Origin of the sequence: Gallaecimonas xiamenensis 3-C-1, assembly GCF_000299915.1 — a bacterium.
In the GTDB taxonomy this organism is placed as follows: domain Bacteria; phylum Pseudomonadota; class Gammaproteobacteria; order Enterobacterales; family Gallaecimonadaceae; genus Gallaecimonas; species Gallaecimonas xiamenensis.
On record NZ_AMRI01000017.1, the window covers coordinates 64,510 to 83,148 of the forward strand.

General features: G+C 60.0%; 25 protein-coding genes. 10 read left to right on the top strand and 15 right to left on the bottom strand.

Annotation, left to right across the window (positions count from 1 at the left end; genetic code table 11):
• Nucleotides 1-7 precede the first annotated feature (7 nt).
• Both B3C1_RS12560 and dolP read left to right on the top strand, forming a co-directional pair.
• The gene (locus B3C1_RS12560) at nt 8-595 is read left to right on the top strand and encodes a D-sedoheptulose-7-phosphate isomerase (RefSeq protein ID WP_008485241.1); all 588 of its coding nucleotides are present in this window, start codon (nt 8-10) and stop codon (nt 593-595) included.
• Nucleotides 596-597: 2 nt separating this feature from the next.
• Nucleotides 598-1,164 (top strand): division/outer membrane stress-associated lipid-binding lipoprotein, encoded by a 567-nt coding sequence (gene dolP / locus B3C1_RS12565; RefSeq protein ID WP_192813378.1) that lies wholly within the window; start codon nt 598-600, stop codon nt 1,162-1,164.
• 39 nt (nt 1,165-1,203) lie between these two features.
• Here the strand turns inward: dolP and B3C1_RS12570 are convergent, their stop codons facing one another.
• From B3C1_RS12570 to zapE, 8 genes are all read right to left on the bottom strand, one after another.
• Entirely contained in the window at nt 1,204-1,644 is a 441-nt protein-coding gene (locus tag B3C1_RS12570) for a ClpXP protease specificity-enhancing factor (RefSeq protein ID WP_008485243.1), read from the bottom strand.
• Nucleotides 1,634-2,263, bottom strand: coding sequence for a stringent starvation protein SspA (gene sspA, locus B3C1_RS12575; protein ID WP_008485244.1), 630 nt, complete (start codon nt 2,261-2,263; stop codon nt 1,634-1,636). The genes B3C1_RS12570 and sspA overlap by 11 nt, the downstream gene beginning before the upstream one ends.
• Nucleotides 2,264-2,332: 69 nt before the next feature.
• Nucleotides 2,333-3,070, bottom strand: a complete 738-nt coding sequence (locus B3C1_RS12580; RefSeq protein ID WP_008485245.1) for a cytochrome c1 — start codon at nt 3,068-3,070, stop codon at nt 2,333-2,335.
• The gene (locus B3C1_RS12585) at nt 3,067-4,281 is read right to left on the bottom strand and encodes a cytochrome b (RefSeq protein WP_008485246.1); all 1,215 of its coding nucleotides are present in this window, start codon (nt 4,279-4,281) and stop codon (nt 3,067-3,069) included. Before B3C1_RS12585 ends, B3C1_RS12580 begins: the two co-directional genes overlap by 4 nt.
• Nucleotides 4,278-4,874: a ubiquinol-cytochrome c reductase iron-sulfur subunit gene (gene petA, locus B3C1_RS12590; RefSeq protein ID WP_008485248.1), complete on the bottom strand. Its 597-nt coding sequence runs from the start codon at nt 4,872-4,874 to the stop codon at nt 4,278-4,280. The genes B3C1_RS12585 and petA overlap by 4 nt, the downstream gene beginning before the upstream one ends.
• A gap of 248 nt (nt 4,875-5,122) precedes the next feature.
• Entirely contained in the window at nt 5,123-5,515 is a 393-nt protein-coding gene (rpsI, locus tag B3C1_RS12595) for a 30S ribosomal protein S9 (protein ID WP_008485249.1), read from the bottom strand.
• A gap of 15 nt (nt 5,516-5,530) precedes the next feature.
• Nucleotides 5,531-5,959, bottom strand: coding sequence for a 50S ribosomal protein L13 (rplM, locus tag B3C1_RS12600; protein ID WP_008485250.1), 429 nt, complete (start codon nt 5,957-5,959; stop codon nt 5,531-5,533).
• Between the two features lie 198 nt (nt 5,960-6,157).
• Entirely contained in the window at nt 6,158-7,255 is a 1,098-nt protein-coding gene (gene zapE / locus B3C1_RS12605) for a cell division protein ZapE (RefSeq protein WP_008485251.1), read from the bottom strand.
• Nucleotides 7,256-7,355: 100 nt separating this feature from the next.
• On the opposite strand from zapE, the gene B3C1_RS19435 reads away from it, so the two are divergent.
• From B3C1_RS19435 to degS, 3 genes are all read left to right on the top strand, one after another.
• The gene (locus B3C1_RS19435) at nt 7,356-7,736 is read left to right on the top strand and encodes a Z-ring associated ZapG family protein (protein WP_008485252.1); all 381 of its coding nucleotides are present in this window, start codon (nt 7,356-7,358) and stop codon (nt 7,734-7,736) included.
• Between the two features lie 84 nt (nt 7,737-7,820).
• On the top strand, nt 7,821-9,176 hold the full coding sequence (locus B3C1_RS12615) for a Do family serine endopeptidase (protein ID WP_008485253.1): 1,356 nt from the start codon (nt 7,821-7,823) through the stop codon (nt 9,174-9,176).
• A 97-nt stretch (nt 9,177-9,273) separates the two neighbouring features.
• On the top strand, nt 9,274-10,335 hold the full coding sequence (degS, locus tag B3C1_RS12620; protein WP_008485255.1) for an outer membrane-stress sensor serine endopeptidase DegS: 1,062 nt from the start codon (nt 9,274-9,276) through the stop codon (nt 10,333-10,335).
• Between the two features lie 38 nt (nt 10,336-10,373).
• Here degS and murA read toward each other — a convergent pair whose 3' ends face one another.
• Genes murA through mlaF form a run of 7 tightly spaced genes read right to left on the bottom strand, consistent with a single transcriptional unit; the run spans nt 10,374 to nt 14,908 of the window.
• The gene (murA, locus tag B3C1_RS12625; RefSeq protein WP_008485257.1) at nt 10,374-11,636 is read right to left on the bottom strand and encodes a UDP-N-acetylglucosamine 1-carboxyvinyltransferase; all 1,263 of its coding nucleotides are present in this window, start codon (nt 11,634-11,636) and stop codon (nt 10,374-10,376) included.
• A 14-nt stretch (nt 11,637-11,650) separates the two neighbouring features.
• A complete protein-coding gene (locus tag B3C1_RS12630; protein WP_008485258.1) occupies nt 11,651-11,911 on the bottom strand; it encodes a BolA family protein in 261 nt (86 codons plus the stop codon).
• Nucleotides 11,908-12,186: an STAS domain-containing protein gene (locus B3C1_RS12635; RefSeq protein ID WP_008485259.1), complete on the bottom strand. Its 279-nt coding sequence runs from the start codon at nt 12,184-12,186 to the stop codon at nt 11,908-11,910. The genes B3C1_RS12630 and B3C1_RS12635 overlap by 4 nt, the downstream gene beginning before the upstream one ends.
• Nucleotides 12,183-12,836, bottom strand: a complete 654-nt coding sequence (locus B3C1_RS12640; RefSeq protein WP_008485260.1) for an ABC transporter substrate-binding protein — start codon at nt 12,834-12,836, stop codon at nt 12,183-12,185. The genes B3C1_RS12635 and B3C1_RS12640 overlap by 4 nt, the downstream gene beginning before the upstream one ends.
• A 13-nt stretch (nt 12,837-12,849) precedes the next feature.
• On the bottom strand, nt 12,850-13,320 hold the full coding sequence (gene mlaD / locus B3C1_RS12645) for an outer membrane lipid asymmetry maintenance protein MlaD (protein WP_008485261.1): 471 nt from the start codon (nt 13,318-13,320) through the stop codon (nt 12,850-12,852).
• A 2-nt stretch (nt 13,321-13,322) separates the two neighbouring features.
• Nucleotides 13,323-14,099 carry a lipid asymmetry maintenance ABC transporter permease subunit MlaE gene (gene mlaE, locus B3C1_RS12650; RefSeq protein WP_008485262.1) on the bottom strand — a complete coding sequence of 259 codons (777 nt, stop codon included), beginning with the start codon at nt 14,097-14,099 and terminating at the stop codon, nt 13,323-13,325.
• Complete coding sequence (mlaF, locus tag B3C1_RS12655; protein WP_008485264.1) at nt 14,099-14,908, bottom strand: phospholipid ABC transporter ATP-binding protein MlaF; 810 nt, start codon at nt 14,906-14,908, stop codon at nt 14,099-14,101. Before mlaF ends, mlaE begins: the two co-directional genes overlap by 1 nt.
• Nucleotides 14,909-15,218: 310 nt before the next feature.
• On the opposite strand from mlaF, the gene B3C1_RS12660 reads away from it, so the two are divergent.
• The 5 genes from B3C1_RS12660 to lptB are packed head-to-tail and all read left to right on the top strand — an operon-like array spanning nt 15,219 to nt 18,604.
• Nucleotides 15,219-16,190, top strand: coding sequence for a KpsF/GutQ family sugar-phosphate isomerase (locus B3C1_RS12660; protein WP_008485265.1), 972 nt, complete (start codon nt 15,219-15,221; stop codon nt 16,188-16,190).
• Entirely contained in the window at nt 16,191-16,739 is a 549-nt protein-coding gene (gene kdsC, locus B3C1_RS12665) for a 3-deoxy-manno-octulosonate-8-phosphatase KdsC (RefSeq protein WP_008485266.1), read from the top strand.
• The gene (gene lptC / locus B3C1_RS12670; protein WP_008485267.1) at nt 16,736-17,305 is read left to right on the top strand and encodes an LPS export ABC transporter periplasmic protein LptC; all 570 of its coding nucleotides are present in this window, start codon (nt 16,736-16,738) and stop codon (nt 17,303-17,305) included. The genes kdsC and lptC overlap by 4 nt, the downstream gene beginning before the upstream one ends.
• The gene (gene lptA, locus B3C1_RS12675) at nt 17,280-17,879 is read left to right on the top strand and encodes a lipopolysaccharide transport periplasmic protein LptA (protein ID WP_008485268.1); all 600 of its coding nucleotides are present in this window, start codon (nt 17,280-17,282) and stop codon (nt 17,877-17,879) included. The genes lptC and lptA overlap by 26 nt, the downstream gene beginning before the upstream one ends.
• Nucleotides 17,879-18,604 (top strand): LPS export ABC transporter ATP-binding protein, encoded by a 726-nt coding sequence (gene lptB, locus B3C1_RS12680; protein ID WP_008485269.1) that lies wholly within the window; start codon nt 17,879-17,881, stop codon nt 18,602-18,604. The genes lptA and lptB overlap by 1 nt, the downstream gene beginning before the upstream one ends.
• Nucleotides 18,605-18,639 lie beyond the last annotated feature (35 nt).

Consider the following 18,639-nt stretch of genomic DNA (forward strand, 5'->3'; position numbering starts at 1 on the left):
AGTATTCATGCTGGACAGGATTAAAGACAGCTTCACCGAAAGCATCCAAACCAAGATAGTGGCCAGTGAAGCCCTGCCGGACGCCATTACCCAGGGGGCCATGATGCTGGTCAACTGCCTGTTGGCCGGCAACAAGATCCTGGCCTGCGGCAACGGCGGCAGCGCCCTGCAGGCCCAGCACTTGGCCAGCCTGCTGGTACACAGGTTCGAAACCGAGCGCCCCAGCCTGCCCGCCCTGGCCCTTGGGGCCGGCAGCGGCATGCTGACGGCGGTCAGCAACGATGACAGCTTCAACGAAGTATTCAGCAAGGAAGTACGGGCCCTTGGCCAGGCCGGGGATGTGCTGCTGGTCATCTCCACGTCAGGTAATTCCCGTAACCTCATTAAGGCAATGGAAGCGGCCCTGTCCCGCGATATGACCATATTGGCCCTGACCGGTATGGACGGCGGTGAAATGGCCGGTTTGCTGGGCCCTGGGGACGTGGAGATCCGCGTGCCCGGCTACCGCCCGGCCCGGACCCTGGAAATGCACCTACTGGTGCTGCACGCCCTGTGCGACGCCATCGATTCCACCCTTTTTAGCCAGGAAGACTGATCATGAGAAATGCTGTAATGATGGCCGGCCTGATGGCAACCCTGCTGTTGCAAGGTTGTGCCGCTGCCCTGGTGGCCGGTGCCGCTGGCACCGCTGCCGTGGCCAACGACAGGCGTACCGTCGGCGCCTACATTGACGACGAAAACATCGAGCTGAAGATCACCGGCGTTATCAGCAGCGACCCGGAGCTGCGCACCAAGACCCACGTCAATGCCGTGTCCATCAACGGCGAGGTGTTGCTGATAGGCCAGGCGCCAGGGGAAGCCCTGCGCGCCAAGATCCTCAGCGAGACCCAGAAGATCCAAGGGGTGCGCAAGGTCAACAACCAGATCCGCCTGATGACCCCTACCCGCCTGTCCACCCGTACCCACGACACCTGGCTGACCTCCGTGGTCAAAAGCAAACTGTTCGGTGCCGATGTGGATTCCTCCGCCATCAAGGTGGTCACCGAAAACTCCGAGGTGTTCCTGATGGGTATGGTCAGCCACGAGGAAGGTAACATGGCCACTGAGGTCGCCCGCAACGTCCCCGGTGTGAGCCGGGTGGTGAAAGTGTTCCAATACCGCTAAGGATTTGCCCAAATAAAAAACCGGCCAATGGCCGGTTTTTTATTTGACGACTTTCAGGAAAGGCGCCTTTTTGCCCGGTTTGGGCGGCTCTGGATCGTCGTCCGGGTTGTCCCCTTCCAAGGCCACTTTGCCTTCGCGCAGGGCCTCGTAGTAGGGCTCGTCCTCGAAGACGGTACCGGTACCGTTTTCACGGGCATAGATCGCCAAGGCCGCCGCCAGGGGCACAACCACCCGGCGCGGTACGCCGCCGAAGCGGGCGCTGAAGACGATGTCGTTGTTGCCAAGGCTCAGCTGCCCTACCGCACTGGGCCCGACGTTCAGGACGATCTGTCCGTCACGCACGTGTTCCAGGGGCACCTCGACCCCGTCCTGGGTGGCATCCACCACCAGGTGCGGGGTCAGGTCGTTTTCCAGCAACCACTCATAATAGGCCCGCAGCAGGTGCGGCCGGCAGGGCTTGAGCAGGCGCTCAGGCGCCATGGCCCAGCTCCCGCTCGAAGTCGGACAGGGACGCCTGGAAGGACTCACGCTCAAAAATACGCGCCATGTAGGTGCGGATCTCTTTGGCACCACGGCCACTGAGCTCGATACCCAGGTGGTTGAGACGCCACAGCAACGGGGCAAGTACACAGTCCACCAGGCCGAATTCTTCGCTGAGGAAGTAGGGGGTGTCGGCAAAGAGCGGGCCCAGGGCCAACAGGCCTTCACGCAGCTCCTGGCGGGCCTCGGCGGCTTTCTCACCCTTGGCGATGCGCTCGGCCAGTTCGTACCAGTCTTTCTCGATACGGTACATGGTCTGGCGGGCATTGCCGCGCAGCACAGGGTAAACCGGCATCAGCGGCGGGTGCGGGAAGCGCTCGTCCAGGTACTCGTTGATGATGTTGGCACGGAACAGGGTGACTTCACGGTCAACCAGGGTCGGTACGCTGACGTAGGGGTTGAGCTCCACCAGATCTTCCGGCGGGTTGCTCGGATCGACTTCAACGATGTCGTAGGTCACGCCTTTCTCGGCCAGCACGATACGAACCTGGTGGCTGTACATGTCGGCACTGCCACCAAAAAGAGTCATCACAGAGCGTTTGTTGGCTGCTAACGCCATCTTAAGCCTCCAGAAATAAACGCAAAAACAGCAATGGAGGCACCCGCCCCCATTGCTGTGGGAATGTCCTTAGTGAACGTCGCGCCAGTATTCTTTCTTCAAGAAGTAGGCAATCACAAAGAAGATGGCTAAGAATACCAGCACCTTCCAGCCGATGCTTTCGGCCTCCAGGCGCATCGGCTCTCCGGTATACACGAGGAAGTTGACGAGATCCAGAACGGCCTTGTCATATTCTTCTTCGCTCAGCTCTCCGGTACCGTCGGCTTTAATGCCGGCGTAAACCTGCTTCTCTTCGCCGTCCACCAGACGGGTTTCGTAGACCTTGCGCGGCACCCCCTGCAATTCCTGCAGGACATGCGGCATGCCCACATCTTTAAATACCTCGTTGTTCACTCCCCAGGGACGGGTCTCGTCCACATAGAAGGAACGCAGATAGGTGTATATCCAATCCGGCCCTCGGACCCTGGCCACCAGGGTCAGATCAGGGGGTACTTTACCAAACCAGTTGGCCGCCTGCTCGGCGGGCATGGCATTGCGGATATGATCGCCGATTTTTGCCCCGGTGAAAATCAAGTTTTCTTCCATCAGGTCATGGGGGATACCCAGATCGTCGGCGCTACGGACGTAACGTTGGTACTGCATCTGGTGGCAACCCAGGCAGTAGTTCATGAACATCCGGGCCCCACGCTGTAAGGAGGCCTGGTCGGTAAGGTCATAATCGGCCTTGTCCAGGTGCACTTGGTGGCCGCCTGCGGCCAGCACCAGGTTGGGCAACATCAGCAGGCATGCGATCAGTAACTGTCTCATTTGAATGTCACCCTCTCTGGAACCGGCTTGGTTTTCTCGTTCTTGCTGTAGAGCCACAGTAGCCCGAAGTAGCCAAAGTAGGTGAAAGAGCAGATCTGGGCGATCAGGGTATGCACGGGTGTGGCCGGCTGTGCCCCCAGGTAGCCGAGGATACAGAAGGAGGCGGCAAACTGGGCCAGGTTGAACTTGTGCAGGCCGCTGCGGTAGCGGATGGAGCGCACCTTGCAGCGGTCAAACCAAGGCAGCAGGAACAGGAAGATGATCGCCGCAAACATGGCGATAACCCCAAACAGTTTGTCCGGCACCGCCCGCAAAATGGCATAGAAGGGGGTGAAGTACCAGACCGGCGCTATGTGCTCCGGGGTCTTCAGGGGGTCTGCCGGTTCGAAGTTGGGCGGCTCCAGGAAATACCCGCCCCCCTCCGGCATAAAGAAGATGACGTAGCAGAACAGCAACAGGAAACCGGCCACACCCACTATGTCCTTGACGGTGTAGTAAGGGTGGAAGGGAATGCCGTCCTTGGGCCAGCCGTTCTCGTCCTTGTTCTTCTTGATCTCGATACCATCCGGGTTGTTGGAGCCCACTTCATGCAGGGCGATGATGTGCAGGAACACCAGCACCACCAGCACCAGCGGCAGGGCTATGACGTGCAGGGCGAAGAAGCGATTGAGGGTGGCGCCACTGATCACGTAGTCACCACGGATCCACAGGGTCAGGTCGTCCCCTATCACCGGGATGGCACCGAACAGGGATATAATGACCTGGGCCCCCCAGTAGGACATCTGGCCCCAGGGCAGCAGGTAGCCCATGAAGGCCTCGGCCATCAGGCACAGGAAAATGAGCATGCCGAAGATCCACAGCAGCTCCCTGGGCTTTTGGTAGGAGCCATACATCAGGCCCCGGAACATGTGCAGGTAGACCACGATAAAGAAGGCCGAGGCGCCGGTGGAGTGCAGGTAGCGCAGCAACCAGCCGTAATCCACGTCCCGCATGATGTATTCGACGGAGGCAAAGGCCCCTTCGGCACTGGGGTTGTAGTTCATGGTCAGCCAGATGCCGGTGAGGATCTGGTTTACCAGCACCAACATGGCCAGAGACCCAAAGAAATACCAGAAGTTGAAGTTCTTGGGCGCGGGATACTTGCCGACGTGCTTGTCCCAAGTCGCCGTCATGGGGATGCGGGCATCTATCCAGGCGATCAGCTTGTTCATGCGGTGGCCTCCCCTTCGTTCAGGCCCACCAGTATGGTGGTTTCATCCACATAGTAGTGGTTGGGAACCACCAGGTTCAGCGGCGCCGGTACATTCTGGAAGACCCGGCCGGCCATATCGTAGGTGGAGCCGTGGCAGGGGCAGAAGAAGCCGTAGTTGATGCCTTCCACCTGCTGGGCAAAGTCACCCTTGAGGTAGGTGGGGGAACAGCCCAAGTGGGTACAAATACCCACCGCCAGGAAGATCTCGGGTTTGATTGAGCGGGTCGGATTCTTGGCGTAGTCGGGCTGCTGCCCTTCGTCAGACCCCGGGTCGCGCAGCTTGTCGTCGTGCTTGCCCAGGTTATCCAGTACTTCCTGGCTACGTTTGACCACCCAAACCGGCTTGCCACGCCATTTGACCAGGATCAGCTGGCCGGTTTCGAGCTTGGAGATGTCCACTTGCACAGGAGCGCCGGCTATCTTGGCTTTGGCGCTGGGATTCCAGGAGGCGATAAAAGGGACTGCTGCATAACCGGCCCCGACTGCACCCACTACAGCAGTGGTCCAAGTCAGAAACCGGCGTCGACCGGTATCTACAGGCGCATTGCTCATCCATTGTTCTCCGTATGTGGAACGATAGCCGCGCCGTTTTTATATAGTCTCGCGGCCTTCGGCTCACAAGATCTCCCGGGCAAGTGGGTGCTGCTTTCCTTGTCGAGGGGACCTGGATTCAGGTTATAAAATCGCCTAAAGCATAAAAAAAAACCTCAAAAAAAACAAGGAAAACGCTTTTTTCGAGGGCTGGAGAGCAGGCATAAAAAAGCCCGGCAGTGCCGGGCTTTTTCCAGTCCAGAAGCGTATTAACGCTTGGAGAACTGAGGACGACGGCGTGCTTTACGCAGACCGACTTTCTTACGCTCAACTTCACGAGCATCACGGGTCACGAAGCCAGCTTTACGCAGGGCCGGACGCAGAGACTCGTCGTATTCCATCAGGGCACGGGTGATGCCGTGGCGGATGGCGCCAGCTTGACCGGAGATACCACCGCCAGAAACGGTGATGTACAGGTCCAGCTTCTCGGTCATCTCAACCAGCTCCAGCGGCTGACGAACTACCATGCGGGCAGTTTCGCGACCGAAGTACTCTTCCAGAGTGCGCTTGTTGATGGTGATGGAACCGGTGCCTTGTTTGATGAAGACACGAGCGGTGGAGCTTTTGCGACGGCCAGTGCCGTAGTATTGATTGTCTGCCATTTCTCGAATTCCGTATTAGATGTCAAGGACCTGAGGTTGCTGTGCAGTGTGCTTGTGCTCAGCACCGGCAAAAACCTTCAGCTTACGGAACATGGCACGACCCAGCGGACCACGTGGCAGCATGCCTTTAACGGCCGCTTCGATGATCATTTCCGGCTTCTTGGCTTGCAGCTTTTCGAAGCTGATGGACTTCAGACCACCCGGGAAACCGGAGTGAGCGTGGTACATCTTGTCTTTGGATTTGGCACCGGTCACAACGACTTTCTCAGCGTTGATAACGACGATGTAGTCGCCGGTGTCAACGTGAGGAGTGTATTCAGGCTTGTGCTTGCCGCGCAGGCGCGTGGCGATTTCAGTGGCGATACGGCCCAAGGTTTTGCCTTCGGCGTCAACCACATACCAGTCACGTTTTACGGTTTCTGGCTTAGCTACGAAAGTTTTCATCAAGTTAACCCAATTTCGTATTGTTACATACCCGTGCGGGCTGTTCAGTGCCCGCACCATGTGCAAAACCTGCCACGACATCCCTTCGAATGTTGGCGGGTGACATATGCGCTGCCCTCATTGGGCAGGTTGTAACGTGGGGCTGCGCGGATTATACGCATGTAAATCCGCGAGGTCACGTCCAATTTTCGGCCAACCTCAGGGCTTGTGGGGTCTGGCGAGATATTCCTTGGATTGCATTTCCTGCAGGCGCGACAGGCAGCGTTGGAACTCGAACTGCAGCCGCTCGCCGGCGTAGAGACTGAACATGTCCACCTCGGCCAGCATGATGAGCTTGACGCCCCGCTCGTAGAACTCGTCCACCATGGCGATAAAACGGCGGGCCACGTCTTCCTTGTTGGCGCCCATCTGGAACACGTCGCTGACCAGCACCGAATGGTAAAGGCGGGCCAGCTCCATGTAGTCGGCCTGGCTGCGGGGGCCATCACAGAGGGCGGCAAAGTCGATAAGCAGCACCCCGTCAGCCTCGGCCAGGGCGGCGATGGGCCGCCCTTCCACTTCCAGGGTAACGTCTTGACGGGCCGGCTCGGTGGCCAACTGCCCCAGGTAGCTTTGCAGCTGGTCCCGGCCCTGCTGGTCACAGGGATAATGAAATAGCTTGGCCTGTTCCAGGGTACGGAGCCGGTAATCGATGCCGGAGTCGACGTTGACCACGTCGCAGTTGGCCTTGATAAGGGCGATGGCCGGCAAGAAGCGGGCCCGCTGCAGGCCGTTGCGGTACAGCTCGTCCGGCACGATGTTGGAGGTGGCCACCAGTATGATGCCGCGCTCGAATAGGGCCTCGAACAGTGTGCCCAGCAGCATGGCATCGGTAATGTCGGAGACGAAGAATTCGTCGAAGCAGATGATGTCCGCCTCGCCGGCAATTTTGTCGGCGATCTTCAGCAAGGGATCAGTCTCACCCTTGAAGACTTTCAGCTCCTGGTGCACCCGGTGCATGAAGCGGTGGAAGTGGGCGCGCAGCTTACGCTCGGTGGGCAGGCACTCGAAGAAGGTGTCCACCAGGTAGGTTTTACCCCTACCGACCCCACCCCAGAAGTAGATCCCCTGGACCTTGGCCCTGGGGGCCTTGCGCACCCGATTCCACAACCCCTTGAGCCCGGACGCCGGCTGGGTTTCCCGAGCGCAGAAGTCATCATAGAGGCGTTGCAGTTGCCTTACGGCATGCTCCTGCGCGGCGTCATGCATGAATTCCGGGCGGGCCAAGTCCGCTTGATAGCGCTGCCAGGGAGTCATCGGATCAGGGTCTCTTCAGGGCCAAAATGAGGGCGGGCATGGTACCACGGACCCTGGCTTGCAGGTATATTGGAAACAGAACTTAAGGACGGGAGTGGCAATGTCCATCATCAATTACGCAATTTGTTTCGTCGTGGGCATCGTAGTGGGCCTGGTGATAGGCCGCCTGCGGGGCACCACCCCCCTGGGAGAGGATAAACTGCGCCAGGAACTGGAGCAGACCCAGCTGGATTTGGAACAGTACAAGGAAGACGTCAAGGACCACTTCGAAGAGAGTGCCGAGATGATGAAGCAGTTGGCCAAGGACTACGACCGCCTGGCCCGTCATGTCAGCGAAGGTGCCGGCACCCTGCTGAGCCTGGACGCCGACGTGTTGTCCCTGCGCTATACCGAGGAGCCGGAACCCGAGCAACAGCTTGACCTGCTTACCGAGCCGCCACGGGACTATTCCCATGAGCGTCATGGCCTTATCAAGAAATAAATCTGGAACTTTTTAACATCTCCCAAGGTCAGTGATTGAGCCAAGACTGAAACAGCCTTTGTATTTTTAGGAGATTCAGTACGAATGAAGCCTCTCTCTATCCTTGTGTCTGCGGCCCTGTTGGGTTCCGCTTCCCTCGCTACCCTGCCGGCTCAGGCTGCCCTGCCGGGCAACGTGGCCGGCCAGGAAATGCCCAGCCTGGCCCCCATGCTGGAGCAAGTAACCCCGGCTGTGGTCAGCATCAACGTGGCCGGCACCCATGTGTCGCGCCAGCGGATCCCCGATGCTTTCCGCTTCTTCTTCGGCCCCAATGCCCCCCAGGAACAAACCCGGGAGCAGCCCTTCGAAGGCCTGGGCTCAGGTGTCATCATCGACGCCAAGAACGGCTATGTGGTCACCAACAACCACGTGGTGGACGAGGCCGACAAGATTGAAGTCAGCCTGACCGACGGCCGCACCTTTAAGGCCAAGAAGATTGGCGCCGACAAGGACGTGGACATCGCCCTGCTGCAGATCGAGGCCGACGGCCTGACCCAGATCCAACAGGCCGACTCCGACGAACTGCGGGTCGGTGACTTTGCGGTGGCCATCGGCAACCCCCTTGGCCTGGGCCAGACCGTTACCTCAGGCATCGTCTCGGCCTTGGGCCGCAGCGACCTGCAGGTGGAAAACCTGGAAAACTTCATCCAGACCGATGCCGCCATCAACAGAGGTAACTCCGGTGGCGCCCTGGTCAACCTCCGTGGCGAGCTGATCGGCATCAACACCGCCATCATCGGCCCCAACGGCGGCAACATCGGTATCGGCTTTGCCATCCCGGTCAACATGATGAAGAACCTGGTCAAGCAGATAGTCGACCACGGTGAAGTGCGTCGGGGCTACCTGGGCATCATGGGCGGCGAGCTGACCCATGAGCTGGCCAAGGCCATGGGCTACAAGTCCGGCCAAGGGGCCTTTGTTTCCCAGGTGCTGGAAGACTCCGCTGCCGATAAGGCCGGGATCAAGGCCGGTGACATCGTCACCCATATCGACGGCAAGGCGGTGAAGAGCTTCGGCGAACTGCGCGCCAAGGTGGCCACTCTGGGTGAAGGGGCCAAGGTCAAACTGGGCCTGGTTCGCGACGGCGACGAGAAAACCGTCACCGTCACCCTGACCGGCCAGTCCGACGCCAAAGAAGCCGCCGGTGAAGCCCTGCATCCGCGCCTGGACGGTGCCGAGTTCGAGAACGACAGCAAGGGCATCAAGGTCACCAAGGTGGCTGAGCGCTCCCCTGCTGCCTACACCGGCCTGGAACAGGGTGACATCATCGTCGGCGTCAACCGCCAGCGGGTGAAGACGGTCAAGGATCTCGAGAAGATCCTCGACAGCAACGGTGACGGCGGTGTGCTGGCATTGAACATCATCCGTGGCCGCACCAGCCTCTACCTGGTGATCCGCTAACACTGTGTATCTGAATGTAAAGGGGCCGCCAGGCCCCTTTTTGCTGCCTGGGTAAACCTGCTATGCTCGCTCTTTATTCGACTGACAGGCTGGGTTGATGGGGCGCCTTTTCAAAGACGTGGGCAAAGCGATACTTCTGGGGTTGATCCTTGCGGCCCTGCTGCTCACCTTCTTCCCCACATTGCGCCAGTCCCAGGACCAGACCCAGAGCCTGTTCCGCAAGGAAGACAACTTCCCGCCGATCCTGTCTTTCTCCACGGCGGTGCGCCGGGCCGCCCCGGCCGTAGTCAACATCTACTCGGTCAGCAACGCCGGCACCAACCTCTATGAGCAGCGAGGCACCATCAAGGGCCTGGGCTCTGGAGTGATCATGACCGCCAAGGGCCATATCCTCACCAACTACCACGTCATCGACGATGCCGACCAGATAGTGGTGGCACTGCAGGACGGCCGGGTTTCCTACGCAGAGTTAGTGGGCACTGACCCACTGACCGACCTGGCAGTACTGCAGGTGGATCTGGACAACCTGCCGGTTATCCCCCAGGACACCCATAACGAAGCCCAGGTGGGGGATCTGGTACTGGCCATAGGCAATCCCTACAACATCGGCCAGACCATCACCCAGGGCATCATTTCCGCCACCGGCCGCTCCGGCATGAGCTCCACCGGCTACCAGGACTTCCTGCAGACCGATGCCGCCATCAACGCCGGCAACTCCGGTGGCGCCCTGGTCAATACCAACGGGGTACTGGTGGGTATCAACACCGCCCTTTTCCACCTGTCGCAGCGGGTGGACGTGCCCGGCATCAGCTTTGCCATTCCCTACACCCTGGCCGCCAAGATCCTCAAGGAACTGGTGGAAAACGGCCGGGTGATCCGGGGCTATTTCGGGGTCAACTACCAGCAGCCGAGGGTCCCCATCATGACCCAGCCGCCGCTGATCACCGCCGTGGACAAGGACTCGCCGGCAGCCAAAGGGGGTATCAAGGTGGGGGATCTTATTGTCGGTATCGATGGCAAGCCCATCCGCAACGGCCTGGAAGCCATGGACCTGGTGGCTGAAACCAAGCCCGGCACCACCATAGAGGTGGCGGTGGTGCGCAAGGAGCAGAAGCTGACCCTCAAGGTGATGGTGGGAGAAAGGCCACCGGACTACTGACATTCCCATACAAAAAAGGCGCCTTACGGCGCCTTTTCTTATTTGACCCGGCGGATGTTGGCGCCGAGCTTGGAGAACTTGTCCTCGATGCACTCATAACCACGGTCAATGTGGTAGATGCGGTCCACCAGGGTTTCCCCGTCGGCCAACAGGCCGGCGATCACCAGGCTGGCCGAGGCGCGCAGGTCCGTGGCCATCACCTGGGCACCGGACAGGTGCTCCACCCCTTTGACCAGGGCGTTGTTGCCGTCCAGGCTGATGTCGGCACCCATGCGGGACAGCTCAGGCACGTGCATGAAGCGGTTCTCAAAGATGGTTTCCTTGATCCGCGCCGAGCCTTCGGCCACCGCATTGAGCACAGTGAACTGAGCCTGCATGTCGGTGGGGAAAGCCGGATAAGGGGCCGTGGTCACGTCCACCGCCTTTGGGCGCTTGCCGTGCATGTCCAGGCGGATCCAGTCGTCCCCGGTTTCGATTTCGGCACCGGCTTCTTCCAACTTGGCCAGCACCGCTTCGAGCAGGCTGGGATCGGTGTTGGTGCAGGTCACACTGCCACGGGTAACGGCGGCAGCCACCAGGAAGGTACCGGTTTCGATACGGTCCGGCTGCACGCTGTAGGTGATCCCTTCCAGGCGCTCCACACCGTCTATGGTCAGCTTGGACGTGCCGACACCCTGGATCTTGGCACCCATGGCGATAAGGCAGTTGGCCAGGTCCACCACTTCCGGCTCACGGGCGGCGTTTTCAATGACGGTACGGCCATCGGCCAGCACGGCGGCCATCATCAGGTTCTCGGTGCCGGTGACCGACACCATATCTATGAAGATGTGGGCGCCCTTGAGGCGGCCGCCAGGGACCTGGGCCTTGATGTAGCCGTGCTCCACCAGGATCTCGGCACCCATCAGCTCCAGGCCGTGGATATGCAGGTTGACCGGGCGGGCACCGATGGCGCAGCCGCCGGGCAGGGACACTTCGCCCTTGCCGAACTTGGCCACCAGGGGCCCCAGGGCCAGGATGGAGGCACGCATGGTGCGCACCAGATCATAGGGGGCCACATGTTGGTCGACCGGACGAGGGTCCACTTCCACCGTCATGTTGTCCCCCAGGGTAATATCGGCACCCAGGCGCCCCAACAGGGCGATAGTGGTGGTGACATCGTTGAGGTGGGGGATGTTGGTCAGGGTTACGGGGCCGTCCGCCAACAGGGTGGAAAACAGGATCGGCAAGGCAGCGTTCTTGGCGCCGCTGATGGCGACGCTGCCGGCCAGCGGGGCGCCGCCGGTAATAAGCAGTTTATCCATAGGAGAGTCTGTCGTTACTGGCCGAGCATGAGCAGCTTTTTATCGCGCGCCCATTCGGCAGGAGTGAAGGTCTTGATGGATACGGCGTGCACAGAGCCATCGGCAATGGCGTCGGTCAGGGGGCCATACACCAGTTGTTGGCGCTTTACCGAACGCAGGCCGTCGAAGCAGGCGCCGACGGCGATGATGTTGTAGTGACTACCGTCATTACGGACTATGACTTCGTCCAAATTGAGGCTGTCACGGAGCTGTTGCTCGAGTTCTTGGTTGGTCATGAATGCTCGATGGGCAGAATATCTTCAAGATCGCCCAATTCTGCCAGCTTTTTGAGCCTTTCAGAAGCCCCGGTGACCCGCACCTCAGGGTAACGTTCACAAAGATCAAGCAGCACCGCCAGGCCGGCGGTGTCTACTTTGTCCAAACCGTTCACGGCCAGGGTCTTGAGGCCCACAAAGCTGGCCCGCCGTTGCCAGAGCCCCGGCACCGTGTTGCGGTCCAGGGTTCCGGCCAACTGCAGCTCGGGGCTTTGCCAGCGGATATCAAGGCTCATGCGGCCTTGTCCTCTTTCTTGATGGTGATCGGCACTTCGGCCTTTTCCTTGAGCATCTCTGTCACTTCATCGATGCCTTTTTGGCGAATAAGGCCTTCCAGCTCGGCTTGTTTGGAAGCCAACAGGCTGATGCCTTCGGCCACCATGTCGTAAACGCCCCAGTCACCGGTCTTGCTGTTGAGGCGGGCCTTGAAGATCAGGCTGATTTCGGGGCGGCCGGTTTCGATGATGCGGGCCTTGACCGAAGCTATCTTCTGCTGGCGATTCGGGTCCAGGTCGGAACGCTCGAAGGACACCTGCTGGTCACGATATTGGGTGAAGGCCTGGGCATAGGTGGTGACCAGGTAGTTCTTGAAAGCACCGATAAAGCGGTCACGCTGGTCGGCAGACACCTTGGGCAGATTGCGGCCAATCACCTTCAAAGAGGCATAGCGGTAATCCACATAAGGCAGCAGCTCGTCACGGACAATAACCTTGAGGACGTTGGGGTCCTGCTGGACCTGGGGCTGCTCGGCCTTGAGGCGGTCAAAAGCCTGCTGGGCGGCCTGCTCCACCATGGAGTAAGGGTCTTTGCGGTCTACTTCCACGGCCTGGGCCAGGGTGCTGGTGCCCATGATCAGCAGGGCGGCGGTGATCCATCGTTTGAACATAAGGGGTAACTCCTCAGTCGTGTGACTGGCCGAACAGGAACTGGCCGATCAACTCTTCCAGCACCAAGGCGGACTTGGTGTCTTCAATGTAGTCGCCATCTTTGAGCATGGAAATGGACTCATCCTGAAAGCCGGGTTGCAGGCCAATGTATTGCTCACCCAATAAACCGGAGGTGAGTATGGCGGCGGAACTGGTTTCCGGGAATTTCTCGTAGTCGGCGTTGATGGACATGGCCACCACAGGGGTAAAGTCGTGGTCGTCCAGCTTGATGCTGTCCACCCGGCCCACCACCACGCCGCCCACCTTGACCGGGGAGCGGACCTTGAGGCCACCGACGTTCTCAAACTTGGCGTACAGGGTGTAGCTGCTGCCGTTGCCGCCGGTGCTGCCGTTAGCCACACGCAGGGCCAGGACCAGTATGGCTGCTACGCCCAGCAGGATGAAAAAGCCCACCAACAATTCAATTTTGCGACTGTTTTGCATAATTAGTTTCCAAACATCAATGCCGTCAGAATAAAGTCCAGACCCAGTACCGCCAGGGATGAATGCACCACTGTCTGGGTGGTCGCTTTGCTGATCCCTTCCGAGTTGGGCACAGCGTCATAGCCGTTGAAGACGGCGATCCAGGTCACCACCAGGGCGAACACCAGGCTCTTGACGAAGCCGTTGAGGATGTCGTCCACCAGGTCCACGGCCGATTGCATCACCGACCAATAGGTACCGGCATCCACCCCAAGCCAATCCACACCCACTATCTTGCCGCCCCAGATACCAACGGCGCAGAAGATGGCGGTAAGCAGCGGCATGGCGATGACGCCGGCCCAGAAACGGGGCGCTATCACCCTTTTGAGGGGGTCGACGGCCATCATTTCCAGGCTGGAAAGCTGTTCGGTGGCCTTCATCAGGCCGATTTCGGCGGTCAGCGCAGAGCCGGCGCGGCCAGCAAAGAGCAGCGCCGTCACCACGGGGCCCAACTCCCGCAAAATACTCAGGGCCACCATGGGCCCAAGGGAGGCCTCGGCGCCGTAGTCCACCAGTATGGTGTAGCCCTGCAGGCCCAGCACCATGCCGATAAAGAGGCCGGAGACGATGATGATCAGCAGGGATTGCACCCCCACCACATAGACCTGGCGCACCAGCAGGTGCAGGCTTTTTAGCCTGGGCCAGCAGGCCACGGCCGAGACCATCATCAAGAAGGCGCGGCCAATGCTGCTGGTCAAGGTCAGGCCGGAACGGCCCAGACGGGCGATGGAATCAAACATCAGCGGGCCTCTCCTTTCAGGTCGCTACGGTAATCCGGCGCCGGATAGTGGAAACGGACAGGGCCGTCCGGCTCACCCTGAAGGAACTGGGTCAGCTGGGGCGAGTTGCTTTCCTTGAGCTGGGCCGGAGTCCCCTGCCCTATGACCTTCTTGTCCGCCACCACGTAGACGTAGTCGGCAATGGACAGCACCTCTTCCACGTCGTGGGACACCACCACAGAGGTCAGGCCCAGGGCGTCGTTGAGACGGCGAATAAGGTTGACGATAACCCCCATGGAGATGGGGTCCTGCCCGGCAAAGGGCTCGTCGTACATGATCATGTCCGGGTCCAGGGCAATGGACCTGGCCAGGGCGGCGCGGCGGGCCATACCGCCGGACAGCTCACCCGGCATCAGGCCGTTGGCGCCGCGCAGCCCCACCGCTTCAAGCTTCATCAGCACGATTTTGCGGATAAGGGCCTCCGACAGTTCGGTGTGCTCGCGCAGCGGGAAGGCTACGTTGTCGAACACCGTCATGTCGGTAAAGAGGGCGCCGCTCTGGAACAGCATGCTCATGCGCTTGCGGGCCTGGAACAGCTGGCTGCGGGACAAAGACGGTACATTCTGGCCGTCAAAGAGTATCTGCCCCTTGTCCGGGCGCAACTGGCCGCCAATCAGGCGCAGCAAGGTGGTTTTGCCGATGCCGCTGGGGCCCATGATGGCAGTGACCTTGCCGACCGGAATGGTCAGGCTGATATCGTCGTAGATGACCCTGTCACCGCGACTGAATGTCATGTTCTTGATTTCAACTAGAGGGCGATCGGCGCTCATCCACGTAGTCCTGATCTCGCTAGGGCGGGCATTGTAGCAAAGGGCTCAGATGGCAAAGCAATGCCAATAATTGCAACAAAACGTTCGAAAGGGTATTCAGCAACCGCTGAATTGCCCCTGAACCCCAGGGCTGTCCTGGCCCGGAGCGAATACTTACCTCGGTCAGACATCGGTATCCTTAGCCAATTTTTTCCTCCAAATCCATTAATAGTGCCCAGATTTCCTTATTTAAAGCGGCAGCGGGTGTCGCCTTTGTCGCTTATCGGGCCAGCCTTTTTTATACTCTCGCCATCTTCAGTAAGGAGTCCCCATGGTAAAGCGTGACTTTTCCCAGTTTGGCCGCACTGTCCTTGAGATCGAAAAAGCCGCGATCGAAGGACTGTACCAGTCTCTGGGCGCATCCTTCGACCACGCCTGCCAGATCCTGTTCGACTGCCCTGGCAAAGTCATTGTCACAGGCATGGGTAAATCTGGTCATATCGGCGGCAAAATCGCCGCCACTCTGGCATCCACCGGCACCCCGGCCTTTTTTGTCCACCCCGGCGAAGCCTCTCACGGCGATCTGGGCATGATCACCGACCAGGACGTGGTGTTGGCCATTTCCAACTCAGGTGAGACCCAGGAAATCACCACCTTGCTGCCGGTGCTCAAACGCATGGGCGTGCCCCTTATCGCCATGACCGGCAAGCCCGAGTCTACCCTGTCACGCCACAGCGACGTGCATCTGAGCGTAGCGGTGGAAAAGGAGGCCTGCCCCCTTAACCTGGCCCCCACCGCTTCCACCACCGCCACCCTGGCCATGGGTGACGCCCTGGCGGTAGCCCTGCTGCACGCCCGTGGCTTTACCGCCGACGACTTTGCCTTGTCCCACCCCGGCGGCAGCCTGGGTAAACGCCTGCTGCTGCGCATCGAAGATGTGATGCACGCCGGCGAAGCCGTGCCCACGGTCAGCGAGCAGACCCTGCTGCGCGACGCCCTCTTGGAAATGACCCGCAAGGGTCTTGGCATGACAGCGGTAGTGGACGACAAAGGCGTGCTGCGCGGCCTCTTTACCGACGGCGACCTGCGCCGGGTACTGGATGCCGGCCACGACGTGCGCACCGTTCCCATCAACAAGGTGATGACCAAGGGCGGTGTCACTGTGTCACCGCAGATGCTGGCGGCCGAGGCCCTGCACCTGATGGAGGAGCGCAAGATCAACGGCCTTTTCGTGGTGGACGGGAACCACAGGCCCATAGGCGCACTCAATACCCAAGACTTGATGCGTGCAGGAGTGCTCTGAATGCAGGACAGCCTCTACGGCCCGGTAACGCCGGCAATATGGGAACGTTTTCAGCAGGTGAAGCTGTTGGTGTGCGATGTGGACGGGGTCTTCTCCGACGGCCGCATCTACCTTGGCAATAACGGTGAAGAGCTCAAGGCCTTCCACACCCGCGACGGCTTCGGGGTCAAAGCCCTGCGCGCCGCCGGCATCGAAGTGGCGGTGATAACAGGCCGCAACAGCCGCATCGTCAGCGACCGCTTCAACGCCCTTGGGGTGCCCTATATCTATCAAGGCCAACACGACAAGCGCGGCGCCTTCGCCGAGCTGTTGGCCAAGCTGGACCTGGCCCCGGCCCAGGTGGCCTATATCGGTGACGACATCCCGGACCTGGATCTTATCGAATCGGTTGGCCTGGGCCTGGCGGTGGCCGATGCCCACCCCCTGGTGGCCAAGGCAGCCCACTATGTCACCGGTATCAAGGGTGGCCAGGGGGCGGTGCGGGAAGTGTGCGATCTGCTGCTGCAAAGCCAGGGCCACAGTCTGCGCCCGGCGGGGGCCAGCCTGTGAACCGCGCCCTGCTCTTTATCCTGGTGCTGTTCGCCATCACCCTTGGCCTGGTGTACTGGACCGGCAACGACGAGGACGCCGCTCAGCAGGGTCAGGCCCAGTTGGTGGACCAGCCCGACGGCATCGCCGAAGACCTGCAGGTCCGTCAGTTCGACGACAAAGGCCAGCTGAGCATGCAGGTCAATGCCGACAGCATGACCCACTTCAGCCTGCGCCAGGAAACCTGGCTGACGGCGCCCCGCTTCGAGCTTTATGACCAGGAACAACACAAGCCCTGGCAAATCCGCGCCGATCAGGCCAAAGTGACGGGGCAACGGCTGGTCGACCTTAAAAACGGTGTTATCATCCAGAGCCTTACCGATGATGCACCGGTCAGGCGCGTCGACACCGACAACCTGCAGTTGGATCTGGTGCAAAAGACCATGGATACCGACGCCCCTGTGACCATTATTGGGCCGGGTTATGTCACCTCAGGCGTGGGCCTGGAAGCCGAACTGGAAGGACAGCAAGTCCGCCTCAAGAGTCAGGTTAGTACCGAATATGAACAGCCCAAAGATTATCATTAGTGCCGTTCTGGCCCTGGCACTGCCACTGCTGGCCAGCGCCGCCGACCGGGACTTCGACGAGAAGATCCTGGTGACCAGCCAGCGCAACGCCGCCGACGGCATCGAAAAGCGCGTGATCTACGAAGGGGACGTGAAAATCGTCCAAGGCAGCCTGCGCATCACCGCCGACCATATGGAAATCGACACCAGCAACAACGAGCGGGTCTTTGTCGCCAAGGGCAAGCCGGTGCGTTTCCAGCAGAAACTCAACGACGGTAGCTGGGTCAAGGCCCAGGCCCGCGAGATCCGCTACCTGGACAACCAGCGCCTGGTGGTGATGAAAGGTGACGCCCAAATCGAGCTGCAGGGCAGCCTGGCCAAGGGCGACACCATGCAGTATGACCTGCAGGCCCAGCGCCTGACCGCCGAGGCCAAAGACGACCAGAGCCGGGTGGTGACCATCTTCGAACCCAGCGAGTTCAAAGAGCCGGAAAAGAAAGAAGAACCGCAACCTGAGACCGAGCAGCCCGAAACCGAGCAGCAAGGAGAAGAACAGCAGGGTCAGGAACAACAAAGCCAAGAGGGCAATCCCTGATGGCGGTTCTTAAAGCGCAGCACCTGGCCAAGAGTTATAAACGCCGCAAGGTGGTCAAGGACGTCAGCCTGACCGTGGAAACCGGCCAGATAGTGGGCCTGCTGGGCCCCAACGGCGCTGGCAAGACCACCACCTTCTACATGGTGGTGGGGCTGGTGCTGGCCGACAAGGGCCGTATCCAAATAGACGAGCGGGACCTGACCCTCGAACCCATGCATGTGCGGGCCAGGGCCGGTATCGGCTACCTGCCCCAGGAGGCCAGCATCTTCAGGAAGCTGAGCGTCCACGACAACATCATGGCGGTGCTGGAGCGGCGCAAGGATCTGGACAAGGCCGGCCGCGAAGACGCCCTGGACGCCCTGCTGGACGAATTCCATATCAGCCACCTGCGCGACAGCCTGGGTGCCAGCCTGTCTGGCGGCGAGCGCCGCCGGGTGGAGATCGCCCGGGCCCTGGCCGCCAATCCGGCCTTTATCCTGCTGGACGAACCTTTTGCCGGGGTGGACCCCATCTCGGTCATCGACATCAAGAAAATCATCGAGCACCTGCGGGACCGTGGCCTGGGCGTGCTGATTACAGATCACAACGTCCGTGAGACGCTTTCAGTCTGTGAACACGCTTATATCGTTAGCCACGGGGAACTGATCGCCAGTGGTTCCCCCCAGGCGATCCTGGCCAACAAGCAGGTCAGGGACGTCTATCTGGGCGAGCAGTTCCAACTATAGTGAGAAAGAGGCGGCGCCAAGCACGTCGCCCGGAG